Annotated in this window: 12 protein-coding genes and 2 tRNA genes; 12 read left to right on the forward strand and 2 right to left on the reverse strand. The window is 43.1% G+C overall.

Going from position 1 to position 12961, the window contains the following annotated elements; all coding sequences use genetic code 11:
- The first annotated feature begins 123 nt into the window (after positions 1–123).
- Positions 124–363 (forward strand): carbon storage regulator CsrA, encoded by a 240-nt coding sequence (csrA, locus tag B9N78_RS10805; protein WP_085102099.1) that lies wholly within the window; start codon positions 124–126, stop codon positions 361–363.
- Positions 339–788, forward strand: a complete 450-nt coding sequence (fliW, locus tag B9N78_RS10810) for a flagellar assembly protein FliW (RefSeq protein ID WP_085102101.1) — start codon at positions 339–341, stop codon at positions 786–788. Before csrA ends, fliW begins: the two co-directional genes overlap by 25 nt.
- Before the next feature lie 113 nt (positions 789–901).
- Here the strand turns inward: fliW and flgM are convergent, their stop codons facing one another.
- Positions 902–1201, reverse strand: a complete 300-nt coding sequence (gene flgM, locus B9N78_RS10815) for a flagellar biosynthesis anti-sigma factor FlgM (protein ID WP_085102103.1) — start codon at positions 1199–1201, stop codon at positions 902–904.
- Between the two features lie 58 nt (positions 1202–1259).
- Positions 1260–1676, reverse strand: a complete 417-nt coding sequence (locus tag B9N78_RS10820; RefSeq protein ID WP_085102105.1) for a DVU0524 family FlgM-associated protein — start codon at positions 1674–1676, stop codon at positions 1260–1262.
- A gap of 402 nt (positions 1677–2078) precedes the next feature.
- Between B9N78_RS10820 and B9N78_RS10825 the strand changes: the two genes are divergently transcribed.
- From B9N78_RS10825 to B9N78_RS10870, 10 genes are all read left to right on the forward strand, one after another.
- Entirely contained in the window at positions 2079–2930 is an 852-nt protein-coding gene (locus B9N78_RS10825) for an NAD(+)/NADH kinase (RefSeq protein ID WP_085102108.1), read from the forward strand.
- Between the two features lie 6 nt (positions 2931–2936).
- Entirely contained in the window at positions 2937–4682 is a 1746-nt protein-coding gene (locus B9N78_RS10830; RefSeq protein ID WP_085102110.1) for an ARMT1-like domain-containing protein, read from the forward strand.
- 5 nt (positions 4683–4687) lie between these two features.
- A complete protein-coding gene (locus B9N78_RS10835) occupies positions 4688–5962 on the forward strand; it encodes an MltA domain-containing protein (protein WP_085102112.1) in 1275 nt (424 codons plus the stop codon).
- A gap of 45 nt (positions 5963–6007) precedes the next feature.
- A complete protein-coding gene (gene gatB / locus B9N78_RS10840; RefSeq protein ID WP_085102114.1) occupies positions 6008–7453 on the forward strand; it encodes an Asp-tRNA(Asn)/Glu-tRNA(Gln) amidotransferase subunit GatB in 1446 nt (481 codons plus the stop codon).
- 14 nt (positions 7454–7467) lie between these two features.
- A complete protein-coding gene (mtnA, locus tag B9N78_RS10845) occupies positions 7468–8502 on the forward strand; it encodes an S-methyl-5-thioribose-1-phosphate isomerase (protein ID WP_085102116.1) in 1035 nt (344 codons plus the stop codon).
- Between the two features lie 239 nt (positions 8503–8741).
- Entirely contained in the window at positions 8742–10085 is a 1344-nt protein-coding gene (gene der / locus B9N78_RS10850) for a ribosome biogenesis GTPase Der (protein ID WP_085102118.1), read from the forward strand.
- Between the two features lie 103 nt (positions 10086–10188).
- Positions 10189–10283 (forward strand) — tRNA-Ser (locus tag B9N78_RS10855).
- Between the two features lie 222 nt (positions 10284–10505).
- Positions 10506–11165: a response regulator gene (locus B9N78_RS10860; protein ID WP_085102120.1), complete on the forward strand. Its 660-nt coding sequence runs from the start codon at positions 10506–10508 to the stop codon at positions 11163–11165.
- A 143-nt stretch (positions 11166–11308) separates the two neighbouring features.
- Positions 11309–11400: transfer RNA gene (locus B9N78_RS10865), tRNA-Ser, on the forward strand.
- Positions 11401–11541: 141 nt separating this feature from the next.
- Positions 11542–12888: a DEAD/DEAH box helicase gene (locus B9N78_RS10870; RefSeq protein ID WP_085102121.1), complete on the forward strand. Its 1347-nt coding sequence runs from the start codon at positions 11542–11544 to the stop codon at positions 12886–12888.
- Positions 12889–12961: the final 73 nt, after the last annotated feature.

The raw sequence follows: 12961 nt of genomic DNA on the forward strand, positions 1-12961 counted from the left end.
CTTGCCCGTATGGGTATTGATGCGGTAAAAGAATCCTCAGTGAGCTGAAAACATTCTCCGCAGTGGCGAATGTTTTGCTGAAAGCAAAAACGATCCTACAGGATTACTTACACACAAGAGAATATGCTGATTCTGACTCGGAGACCGGGCGAAGCTCTTTACCTGGATGACAATATAAAAATTACGGTATTAAGCGTTCAAGGCAGACAGGTAAAGCTGGGCCTGGAAATACCGGAAGAAACTACTGTCTACAGGGAAGAAGTTTACCTTAAAATTAAAGAACAGAACCGTATGGCGCTTGAAAACAGACAGCAGGACCTTTTTGCTGCGACCGAATTATGGCAAAAGAAAGAAAAAAAATAATCAGGACTCGTCTTGGAGAAAGAGAGATACTAGAGGACGGGATTATCTATTTTTCCCGTGGTCTGATCGGCTTTGACGACAAAAGAGATTTCACTCTGATCCAGATTAGAGAGGATTCACCTTTTCTTTTACTGCAAAGTGTCGAAGACCCTAATTTAGGCCTGCTTGTTGTCGATCCATACAGTTTTATGGATGAATATGAAGTTAAGCTGAGTGATGCTGAAAAAAGAATCCTCAGATTGGAAAATATTCGTCAGCTTGGCATCTTGGTCACTGTAACAATTCCCCCGGGAAGACCAGAGGAGACAACCCTTAATCTTGGCGGGCCTATTGTTATTAACTCTGAAGCACGTCGCGGGATGCAGGTGCCACAGGTGGATTCAAAATATCCATCACACTACCGTCCGCGAAATGATGAATCATAATAATACAAAGCTGACGGCTATTCATAATGAATATTCCGTCAGATAAAACAGACTTAATTGTGGTGGAGCTCTTTGTGAGTTTCACCTTTTTTTAATTTAAGGTAAAAATAAATTTACCTTAAAAAATCTATATCATCGCGTATAAGATTCAGAGCTGTTTTACGAATATCAGGCTTATATGTTCCTGCACGGACCTGCTCTCTAAGATCTTTAACCTTCTGATCTCTTGTGTCCGGGCTTTCTGCCGCCGTCTGCCGCGCTGTTCCGAGTAATTTTGCCTGTGATGAGACATTTACAACGTCACGCGTCGCCGCAGAACTTGTACTTTGTGATTGAGGCTTTTCTGCTGGATTCTTGACCTTGTTATCAGAATAGGCCTTGAGGGGGGTGTTGTTAAACTGATTGATCTTCATGATCCCCTCCCGGGTTGCCATGGTTCATTTTAAAGTTAAAAAAGAGTGCTGATATAAATCAGAGCATTGTTCGATCGACTTTTTCCAAAGTTATTTCCCATAACCGGTTCATAACTTCAGACATTTCATCAGGAGAAAGGAGTATGACACCTTGATCGTTTTCCTTAAGTACTTGTACATCGCTTCCGTCAAGTGGATACTCGAATAAGTGTTTCTCTCCGAAATCCAATTCCAACTGTTCTAGTATATCGGACACAACCGGATTTTCATTACCCGAGACAATGAGATTTTCGATAATTTCTCTTGAAATTTTTTCCACCAACTCGCGACGCCTTGCCTGCCGTGAAATTGTGACAACATCAACAGGCTCGCTCATCTTCAGGGCGCGCCTGAATCTGGCCAGTCTTTTGGCGTTAGTCAACTGCTTACCATAGGTTCGCAGCATATTTCTTATTTCAGCAGGGTTGTTTGCCACAGTTTGAATCACTCCTTATTCACCTTATCGGCGGGTTTTTTATATACTTTAGAGTATAATGATAATAACATTTAATTTAAATAGTCATTAAATTAGGTATGTTGCATTTCTAAGTGTGAGCGAGCACTCTTTTTTGGGGCAAGTCCACGAGGCTAAATCTGCCTGAATAAAAAAGTCTGTGCACCTCTAACATATAAATATGACTGTTGCCAATGTACCTGATGCTCACAGCCATAAATTTATTGTTTATGGTTAACTGTTTTATATCTAGTATTTTTTTAAAATGAACGCCGGGCAGTTTAAAAGCGAGCCTTACTTTTTAGTATGATTATAGGCTGATTTAAAGTAATTTAGCGAAAGCTTAAGGTTGAATCTTAGGCTTCTTTCTAATAGGTAGTGTCTATGTCTGATTGTAGAGAGTTTGTACTTATTGTTACGAAGGCCGGAGGAGGCACTGCCGCAAAGCTTGGAACAACCATTTCCAACTGGCTTTTTGCACGCGGTGTAAATTCTCACGTCATTGCACATCCCGCACCCCCTGCTCATGTTGAAGTCAGTGAATATAGAAAAAATTGTTCACTTGTGCTTGTTCTTGGCGGCGACGGTACTTTTATAAGTACAGCCGGCGTTGTCATAGACTGGAAAATTCCTGTTCTCGGTATTAATCACGGCAGGGTCGGTTTTCTGGCTGAGGTTATGCCGGATGACTGGGAAATAGCACTTGAAAATTTTTTGAGCCATGAGCTTGATATTTCCCGCAGGCTTGCGTTTCATTACGAAATTCAGCGCGGCACCGGAATTGTCGGACGTGGAGTCGCAGTAAATGATCTGGTTATCTCAAGAGGTTCTGTAGCCCGTATTATTTCCTTGGATATAGGACAGAGCGGACAGTGGATAAAAAACATCCGTGCTGACGGGGTTATAATTTCCACTCCTACAGGATCAACAGCATATAATGTTTCTGCCGGAGGTCCGCTTGTTCATCCGGAACTTCCTGTTATGTGCGTCACGCCTGTATGTCCGTTTTTAAACGGAGTTCGGCCTATGGTTCTGCCTGCAGAAAAACCTTTAACCATAGATATTTCTGAATCCAGCGGTGATGTCTTTATTACTGAAGACGGCAGAGTTCCATATCCGCTGAATACCGGTGACAGGGTGATTGTTACCAGGCACGAAAATGATTTGTTACTGGCCCGCATCCGCAGCAATACTTTTTTCGAAAAACTTAGAAGTAAAGGTTTCCTTTCGGAGTAATATACATTGAGAGCTCTGCTTGATTTTACATCTATTAAAGATATTCATTACGGAAAGGATCCTGTGTCAGATGCTTGGCTTCTTCATTTTATGACGTCAAATCATCTTGAAAATTTCATGGACCCCATTAAGAATGCTTCACCGGAACAACTGCGCTTTATGGTTGCGCTTGATGAAAATCAGGTCTTTGCCCCTTGTTCAGACTGGTTGTTTAAACGTCTGGTCACGCCTGGACTTGCTGCTGATTTGCTGCAGGAATATATTTATGTCTGGAAGACCTTGATCAAACTGGTCAGAACTCACGTTTCAGACAAGTATCAGCGCAGGCTTATTTTGAATCTTTGCCGTCATAAATTTAAGCAGGCACTTGATGCGTCTATTCTCATTCCTTGGCGGTTGCTGAAAGGGATGATTACAATTTTCCTTTCCCGAAGCGGCCTTGATGATCCTTACCGTAATCGCAAAAGTATTTTGGTGAGCAGAGGGCGGGCATACCTTGAGAGTGATTTTTTCAAGCGCGCAATGGAATCTTGTCCTTATCCCTCGCTTGACTGTAAATGTCTTGAAGATATGCGCTTTGAGCTTGATATGATTGAGCTTGAGAGGCTTTTCAGATTGTCAACACTTCCAGATACTTGGTGCGCAGATTTGTTTTCAGGAGATTTTTCTCGTTATTCTTCCTGTTTTTCCAAAGACAAAATTGATTTTACAGGTATGAGAAATATTTTCGGTAAAAGTAGATCAGGGTTAAAAATTTTGTATCTCCCCGATGAATCCGGTGGACTGCCTGCGGATTTGTTAATGGTAAAATCTTTGCTTCGGCAGGGACATAGTGTGATTATGGCCTTTAAAGAAGGATTCTGTTTCGATAGCCCGACTTTTTGGGACAATGAAAATGATCCTGCCCTTACCGAAGTCCTTAAGGGTGCATATTTTATAACAGAGAGCAGAATTTCTAAAAATGAGCTTTTGGACACGTTGCGCAAAAATCCTTTCGTAATTATTTCTGATGGAACACGAGAACGTCTTAATCTCATTCGTTGCAGTGTAACTTTCGCCAGGGCATGGAAAGAGTCTGACCTTATTCTAGCAAAGGGCTGGGCAAACAGACGTAGATTAATTAAAAACACGCATCAGTTTACGCGTGATGTGATGTGCTTTCATAGAAATCGTAACGGCAGGTTTAAGCTTGAGTTTAAAGCAAAATCTCATACAACTCATAAATTCAGTGAGCTTGATATTACCGCCAAGGCGGATGAAATTATTGCTGAAATGCAGCAGGCCCGTTCAGAAAGAAAAGCTGTGATGTTTTACAGTGGAATTGTCGGCAGTATTCCGGGACAGGTTGAAGTTGCCATCGGGCTTTTGAGAACTTTTGTTTCAGATCTTCGCAGTAGACTTGAAGATACATATATAATTAATCCTGCTGAACACTTTGTTGAAGGAATGGATGCGGACGACTTGATGTTTATGTGGGAAAAGGTTCAGCGGAGCGGATTAATTTCAATCTGGAGATTTCAGACTTACGCAGATATTGAAAGAAGCTTTGAGTTGATGGGTAAAAAGGTGCCTACTGTCTGGGTTGGAAAGGACGCAACTTATTCTACCGGTTGTACTAAGGAAAGGTATATAGCTCAGGATGTTCAGAAGCAGCATCGCGAGTTGCAGATTCTCGGTCCCGGTCCTGATAAGTTCCTGCGCAGACGTGAGTATGGTGTCGGCAGGTTCAGTGACGTAGTGATTGAGTCTTAAAATTAATGTTTAAATCAATCATTTTTAATAAAGCACTGCTAAGTGTTTGTCTGCTTTCGTTGTTTTTAAGCGGGTGTGCGACAAAAATTCATAGTGTCAGTAATACTTCTTACAGTGCTAAGTCAAAGGCGTGGAAAAGTAAGCGTGCCAGGTCTGGAACTGTAGTTTCAGGCCCTGCAAAGTATACGGCTCTTCCATTTTCTTCATCCGAAAATGCAGCTCGCAGGATCGAAATACAATCGCAAAATCTTTCCTCGTGGAAAGATCTTGGGCCGCAGATTAGAGAATCTATCGAATATGCAGGGCGTAATCCGGCGGGTGGTATGGCCCTTAAGAGGGATGATTTGCGTCTTACATGGGGGCAGCTTCGCAAATCTCTTGAAGATCTTGAGCGGTTGCTACCACGCTTAGACAAAAATCCGGAGCTGCTTGGAAAATCATTTATCTGGTACGAGCTTCAGTCCGGAGCAGAGATGACAGGGTATTATACCCCTGTTATTGAGGCCAGTCTTACTAAAACAGGACCTTATAAATACCCTATTTACAGAGTTCCCCCTGATTTACGCAAGGCTCGTCCTGGGCAGACTCATCCCTGGTCGGAACAATTGCGCAAGGGGTACCGGGTTGAAAATGGAAAAATTCTTCCGTATCATTCCCGCCGGGCGATTGATATCGATCAAGTGCTTGCTGGACGCAGTCTGGAAGTAGCGTGGTTGAAAGATCCTGTTGATTTGTTTTATATGCATGTTCAGGGAGGCGGGGTTCTTCACTTGCCGGATGGACGGCTTAGAACTGCTGTGTTCAGCGGAACCAACGGACTTTCTTTTAAAGGTCTCGGTCAAATTATGCTCAATAAAGGCATTCTAAACAGGAACCAGCTTTCGCGTGAAAAGATTAAAGAATACCTTCTCAGTCATCCAGACCGCATGTGGGAGTTGATGTCTGAAAATGACAGTTATATTTTTTTTCAGATAACTCGCGGACAGCCGCTTGGGGCTAACGGCAAGCCGCTAATGTCCATGGTCAGTCTTGCCACTGATCCTGAGCTTATACCGCTTGGATCAATAGTCGCGTTCCGTACAGATATTTTCCCGCAGGAAGGCCGTCCTTCACAGAGGGTAAACGGTCTCGGACTTGCCCAGGATACAGGGAAAGCTATCAGAGGAGCAAGGCTGGATTATTATATAGGGACTGGAAATGAGTTTAACTATCCAGCGCATCATTTGAAAAAAGTTGTTCCGGTTTATTTGTTGATCAGCCGAGCAGCATTAAGAAGATAATATCAGGCTAAAACCTGTTTAATAAGAACTTGCAAGGAGTGGTATATGGTCCAGTTTGAAACAGTCATCGGGCTTGAGGTTCATGCTCAGCTTAAGACAAAGACAAAAATATTTTGCGGGTGTTCCACTGAATTTGGAAAAGAACCGAACGAGAACGTCTGTGAAGTTTGTTCGGGAATGCCGGGTGTTCTTCCGGTACTTAACGAAAAAGTAATGGAATATGCTTCTAAAATGGGGCTGGCCACTAATTGTACAATTAATCAGAAATCAATTTTTGCACGTAAAAACTATTTTTATCCCGACCTTCCCAAAGGGTATCAAATTTCTCAGTTTGAATTGCCTATCTGCGAACATGGGCATCTTGATATCGTTTACGAAGACAAGGCCGGTGAGCCTTGTAAAAAACGTATCGGTATCACCCGTATTCATATGGAAGAAGATGCCGGGAAAAATATTCATTCCGCTGCTGAAAATGCCAGCTTTGTCGACTTAAACCGCACCGGTGTTCCGCTTATCGAAATAGTCAGTGAACCGGATATGCGCAGCGCAGAAGAAGCTGTTGCCTACCTGAAATCTTTGCGTAGTATTCTGCTTTATCTGGGCATCTGCGATGGTAACCTTGAAGAAGGCTCATTCCGCTGTGATGCGAATATTTCTGTTCGTCCATTCGGGCAGAAAGAGTTCGGAACACGCGCTGAACTTAAAAACATCAATTCATTCAGGAACGTTCACAAAGCAATCCAGTATGAAGTCGCTCGCCAGATTGATCTTATCGAAGACGGCGATGAAGTTATTCAGGAAACACGCCTTTATGACGCAGACAAAGGTACAACTCATTCCATGCGCGGAAAAGCTGATGCTCATGATTATCGCTATTTTCCTGATCCTGACCTTGTTCCGCTTGTCATTGCTGATGAGTGGCTTGCAGAGTGGCAGGCATCACTTCCGGAGCTTCCGGCAGAGCGCAAATCCCGTTTTGAAAGTGATTTCAAAATAAGCGAACAGGATGCGGACCTTCTTACATCTGAAAAAGATGTTGCTGATTACTTTGAAGCTGTTCTCGATTTCTATAATGAACCGCTAAAGGTCGTTAACTGGATTAAAGGTGAGTTCTTAAGGGAACTTAATCAGACCGGTTGTGCTGTTTCCGAGTGCAAGTTCACTCCTGAGATGATGGCCAAGCTTGTTGATCTGGTTGACAAAGAAGTTATCAGTATCAAAATCGGTAAAGATATTTTTAATGAAGTTTTTGCCGGAGGGCTTGATCCTGTCAAATACGTTAAAGATAAAGGTCTCGAACAGAATTCTGATACTTCCAGCTTGGAAGTAGTTGTAGATAAAGTTCTGGCAGACAATCCTGCCGAGGTTGAAGCATATAAGGGCGGCAAGACTAAACTGGTCAGCTTTTTTATGGGACAAGTTATGAGAGAGACCAAAGGACAGGCCAACCCCGGTATCGTCAGTAAAATGATTCAGGAAAAACTTTCTTAGTAAGGATTAATTCAATGACCGAACATATTCAGTTTTCTGCGGAAAAAGATGCACTTGTTCTGCTTGATCAGCGTTATCTGCCTAATCGTGAAGATTGGTTTGATTGCAAAACCACCGATGATATCGTCGAGGCTTTAGTTGTGATGGTTGTTCGCGGTGCTCCTGCTATCGGTGTTACTGCTGCGTACGGCTGTTACCTTGCAGCCCGCGAAGTTGCAGGTAGTGCTGATTGGAAAAAAGATCTCGAAGTTAATCTTGATAAGATTGAGAATGCCCGTCCTACAGCAGTGAATCTTCGCTGGGCCGTTCGTGAAATGAGAAGAATCTGGCAGGAAGCCGGGGACATTTCACTTGATGAACTTTGTTCTGTCTGGCTCGAAAGAGCAAAAGTAATTCACGTTGATGATATCCGCATGTGCGAAGATATCGGGCGTTTCGGTGGCGAGCTGATTGATGACGGTGACACCGTCATGACTCACTGTAATGCCGGAGCCCTTGCCACAGCAGGATACGGAACTGCGCTTGGTGTTATCAGAGGCGCTGTTGATCAGGGTAAAAAAGTTCAGGTTATTGCCAACGAAACCCGCCCGTTTTTACAAGGGGCAAGACTAACAGCATATGAACTTCACCGTGACGGTATCCCTGTAAAAGTTGCGTGTGACAATGCGTGTGCTTTGCTAATGAAAAAAGGGCTGGTGCAGAAAGTTGTTGTAGGTGCTGACAGAATCGCTGCAAACGGCGACGCTGTAAATAAAATCGGAACCTACGGTGTAGCTTTGCTTGCCCGTGAATTCGGTATCCCTTTTTATGTAGCCGCTCCTGTATATACAATCGATCCTGAAACTCCTACCGGTGATGATGTCCCGATTGAAGACCGCACTCCGCGTGAGGTTACTCATATCGGCGATACCAGAATTACCCCAGAAGGTGTTGAAGTTTTCAATTTCGCTTTTGATCCGACTCCTAATGAGCTTATCGCAGGGATTATCACAGAAAAAGGCGTGCTTAGACCTCCTTATTCTGAAGCTATTAAAAAACTCTTTAGTTAGTCCGGTACATATGGTTATATAGTTATCTGTACGCGAAAAGTACTTTTGTCCGGCTTTTTTGTTTCGGCTAATTGCAGTTGAGGCTTTACAGAGTGCCTCTCCTTGTGCCATATGCCGCTATTGGACATCATTGACGGGAAGATTGATGTCTTCCCGTCTTTTTTCAGTTAGAGTATTTTTCGTAACACGCTTCATCCACGGTTTACGGTTTACACGTTATATTTTTCAGGAGGCTGGCCATGCTGCCGACCATAGCACTTGTAGGACGTCCTAATGTTGGAAAGTCCACTATATTCAATAGGTTGTTGCGAAAAAAAAGAGCTCTGACTCATGATATGCCCGGAATTACCCGCGATCGTATCTATGATGAAGGTCACTATGAAGGCGTTAGATACGCCCTTGTAGATACCGGTGGCCTCGTAATGGAAAGCGACAATGAATCAGAAGAATTTCAGGGTGATATCTTCGAGCAGGCTAGAGAAGCCATTGAAGAAGCTCACGCCCTTATATTAGTAGTAGACGGGCGGCTTGGGCTCACTCCGCTTGATGAGCAAGTCGCCAGCTTTATCCGTCAGAGTAATAAGCCGATTCTATTATTGGTAAATAAAGTTGACGGTTCAGAGATTGAAGCTCAGTGCCTGTCTGAATTTCACGTACTCGGGTTTGAAATGATGCCTGTTTCAGCAGAGCATGGTTACAACCTTGAAGCTTTGCGTGTGAAAGTGGCAGAGCTTGCTGAAAATACCGGAATTATTCCCGAAGAAGAAGATCCGGAAAAAGTTGGGCTTAAGATTGCTATGCTGGGGCGGCCGAATGCAGGCAAATCTTCAATGGTAAATGCTTTGACCGGAGAAGAAAGAGTTATCGTAAGCGACATTGCCGGAACAACCCGCGACAGTGTTAACGTTACTTTTCTTTCAGGTGGAAAGACTTTTACTTTTGTCGACACTGCCGGAGTCAGGCGCAGAACAAATATTTCAAATACAATCGAAAGATACAGCGTTCTTCGCGCTCTCAAAAGCAGTAAGATTGCGGATGTAACCATAATGGTTGTTGATGCTATCGGCGGGCTTACCAAGCAGGATAAGCGCTTGCTTGATTTTCTTGCAAAAGAAGCAACACCGTTTATTATTGCTGTTAATAAAATTGATCTGGTTTCACAGAGAGAACGTGACGAGCTTAAACGCGGTTTTGAAATGGCTCTTAGAATGGCAAATCATGTTCCTGTTATTTATACTTCATGTATATCTAAATCAGGGCTTGGAGGAATTCTACCTCTGGCAGCAAAGCTTAAGGCAGAGTGCTCAATAAGAGTTTCCACAGGACAGCTCAATCGAATCATGAAAGAAGTTATTGAGAAACATCAGCCGCCGGTTGTTAAACGCAGAAGGGCTAAGTTTAAGTATTTGACTCAGGCTGATGAAGAGCCTCCAACCTTTATTTTCTTTATTAATGATGAAAGGTTGATCAGACCTACATATCATCGTTTTCTTGAAAATAAACTTAGAAAGATTTTGAATATTAAGATTGCCCCTCTGAATATTTACTTCAGATCCACGGCAAGAGATAAAGAAACAAGATAATTTAAGAAAATAGTTAAATTGTTGTTGACAAGTGAGCGTAGAACTCATATTAAAACGCTCCGAGCGGGTGAAGCGCAATGCGCAAATAACCTGTTCAACTAATGGAGAGGTGGCCGAGCATGGCTGAAGGCGCTCGCCTGCTAAGCGAGTATAGGGCTTAAAACTCTATCCGGGGTTCAAATCCCCGCCTCTCCGCCAGAGAAAGTTTAAAAGGCAGTTGAATTAAATTCAACTGCCTTTTTTGTGTTTATACAATATGTCTTATTAGGCATATATAAATTAGTTTTTAATATTGTTTTATTGTAAGTCTCTATGATATAAGTCTTACAGAATATATTTGTGAATCATTTCACGTCCATTGATGTTTTTTTATCTTTAATTTTAATAACCATTGGCTGCCACAATTCTTCTAGAGGATAAATGCCTAATTCAGTCGGAATAATTATTGTTGATGACCACGCATTGGTCAGAGAAGGTCTTAAGAATATTCTTAAGGCTCAAAGCGGCATCAATGTCTTGGGGATGGCAGAGAATGGGCTTGAGGCTGTCAGGTTATGCAAGAGGCTGAATCCTGATGTTGTTCTTATGGACTTATCCATGCCTGTTAAAAGTGGCGTACAGGCTATTCAGGAACTTGCGAAAGATGGTGTGCGCATTAAGTTGCTGGCCCTTACAGCTCATGTCGATGCAGAGCACGTTTTTCTAGCTCTCGATGCCGGAGCAAGCGGGTATGTTCTTAAAAATTCAACCAGCGAAGAGCTGGTTATGGCCATTCGCACTGTGATGGAAGGTAAAGTTTACCTTGCTCCGGGAATTTCCGCAGAAGTGGCGAAAGGTTTTTTGAAAAAGAGGTATACGGACGGTTGTGAAAAGCTTGATACATTGACCAATCGTGAAAGAGAGATTTTTAAGAATATTTTATCCGGCTACAAAAATCGTGAAATCGGCGACATTTTGATTATAAGCGTTAAAACCGTCGAAAAACATCGCGCCAATTTAATGAAAAAGTTGGGCCTTAGATCTATTGCTGAACTGAAAGCTTATGGCGAAGAGCTTGCCTCCAGAGAAATATTTTTATAGCTGATATTCTTAAGTTTACGCCTGTCTTTAAATGATTTTACTAATACTCAGTCAAATTTAAGTCCATAAGTAAAAAAAAATAGTTGTTTTTGATAAAAGTAGTTGACATTTCGGGAGATTTCGACAAGGTTCATTTTGCGTTTGGAGAGGTGGCAGAGTCCGGTTGAACGCGGTAGTCTTGAAAACTATTGAAGGTGTGAGCCTTCCGGGGGTTCGAATCCCTCCCTCTCCGCCATATAAAAATTCACCATAGTCAATATGGTTCAAAGGCCCTGCAATCGCAGGGCCTTTTCTTTTTCTACCGTTCAAGAGTAATCCAAGATGGTCCATAGATGTACTCACCTTGACGATTTACCGCATCCAATAAGGAGTTTTCATGCTGGTTCATATATCAAAGGATTTAACCCTGACCGATACACCTGCCGACTTGGTGAAAAAGATTAAAGAGTCTTTGACACTGATGAATCCTGAGTACGTTAACGCCATGAAGTACGGGCGTAGAGCTGTGCGCATTGCTAAGTATATAAAGATGTTTTCAGGAGATCGCAGTGGCAGGTTGCATTGTCCACGCGGCTATGGGGTTGAGCTGCATCGGCTTGCTAAAGCAGCAGGCGAAGAAATTACATATGAAGACAACAGGCGTGAATTAGATCCTGTGGAGTTCTCTTTCAGCGGAGAATTCAGGCCATATCAGTTAGCAGCATTGGAATCTTTTTCTAGGTCCTCACAGGGAATTCTGGAAGCAGGAACCGGCGCAGGTAAAACAGTTATGGCACTGGCTTTGATTGCTGAGCGTAAGCAGCCTTGTCTTGTGCTTGTGCATACGAAAGAATTACTTCTGCAATGGGTTGATAGGGCGCAGCAGTTCTTAGGTGTTGAGGCCGGACAGGTCGGTAATGGAAAATTTAATATACAGCCTTTTACTGTAGCGACCATCCAGACCGCGCGTAATCGCTTAGATAAATTGGTTCATGCTTTCGGGCATATTGTAGTTGATGAATGCCATAGGGCCCCTGCAAGCACCTTTCAGGATGTTGTCACCAGCTTTGATGCTAAGTATCTGACTGGTCTTTCTGCTACGCCTTATCGTAATGACGGCCTTGACCGGATAATAAATTTGACACTTGGTGATGTTGTGCATCGTGTTGATCCGGATTTGCTGCGGGATACAGGAGCCATACTCAAACCGGAAGTAGTTACCGTGGAGACGGAATTTTCCTTTGCTGGCGATGCTTCAAATGAATATCCGCTCATGATGACAGCTGTTGCCGAGGACCGAGGGCGCAACAATCTCATAGCAGGCTGTGTGCAGGGAGAGCTTGAGCAGAATTCAGGTACTTTGCTGCTAGTGGCGGACAGAACAGCGCACCTTTTTGCACTTGCTGAAATATTAGAGGAGCAGGGCGTGGACGTGGCTGTTCTGACCGGAAAAACTCCGACTGCAGAGCGAGAGCTTCTTGTTGAGGATTTAAATGCCGGTAAGATTAAAGTGCTGGCAAGCACCGCTTCTCTTATAGGCGAAGGATTTGATTGTCCGGGCCTATCCACTCTTTTTCTTTGTTCTCCAATCAAATCAAAAGGAAGACTCGTGCAGATCATCGGGCGTATTCTAAGACCGGCTGACGGCAAGAGACCTCGGCTCTACGACTTCATTGATATCAAAGTCGGGGTGTTAGAGAACAGTGCCGGAATACGGCAACGTATTTATGATGAAATGGCGTAGAAGGAAATTTGATGATTTTATAAGCCCTCCCTGAATTTCAAGGAGGGCTTTCTTTTTGATATTTTGAACGATT

The organism is Desulfovibrio gilichinskyi, assembly GCF_900177375.1.
In the GTDB taxonomy this organism is placed as follows: Bacteria; Desulfobacterota; Desulfovibrionia; order Desulfovibrionales; family Desulfovibrionaceae; genus Maridesulfovibrio; species Maridesulfovibrio gilichinskyi.

Excerpts from the sequence above, each read along its gene's own strand:
- csrA (WP_085102099.1), top strand. The coding sequence starts at position 124 with ATGCTGATTCTGACTCGGAGACCGGGCGAAGCTCTTTACCTGGATGAC.
- fliW (WP_085102101.1), top strand. The coding sequence starts at position 339 with ATGGCAAAAGAAAGAAAAAAAATAATCAGGACTCGTCTTGGAGAAAGA.
- flgM (WP_085102103.1), bottom strand. The coding sequence starts at position 1,201 with ATGAAGATCAATCAGTTTAACAACACCCCCCTCAAGGCCTATTCTGAT.
- B9N78_RS10825 (WP_085102108.1), top strand. The coding sequence starts at position 2,079 with ATGTCTGATTGTAGAGAGTTTGTACTTATTGTTACGAAGGCCGGAGGA.
- B9N78_RS10835 (WP_085102112.1), top strand. The coding sequence starts at position 4,688 with ATGTTTAAATCAATCATTTTTAATAAAGCACTGCTAAGTGTTTGTCTG.
- gatB (WP_085102114.1), top strand. The coding sequence starts at position 6,008 with ATGGTCCAGTTTGAAACAGTCATCGGGCTTGAGGTTCATGCTCAGCTT.
- mtnA (WP_085102116.1), top strand. The coding sequence starts at position 7,468 with ATGACCGAACATATTCAGTTTTCTGCGGAAAAAGATGCACTTGTTCTG.
- der (WP_085102118.1), top strand. The coding sequence starts at position 8,742 with ATGCTGCCGACCATAGCACTTGTAGGACGTCCTAATGTTGGAAAGTCC.
- B9N78_RS10860 (WP_085102120.1), top strand. The coding sequence starts at position 10,506 with ATGCCTAATTCAGTCGGAATAATTATTGTTGATGACCACGCATTGGTC.
- B9N78_RS10870 (WP_085102121.1), top strand. The coding sequence starts at position 11,542 with ATGCTGGTTCATATATCAAAGGATTTAACCCTGACCGATACACCTGCC.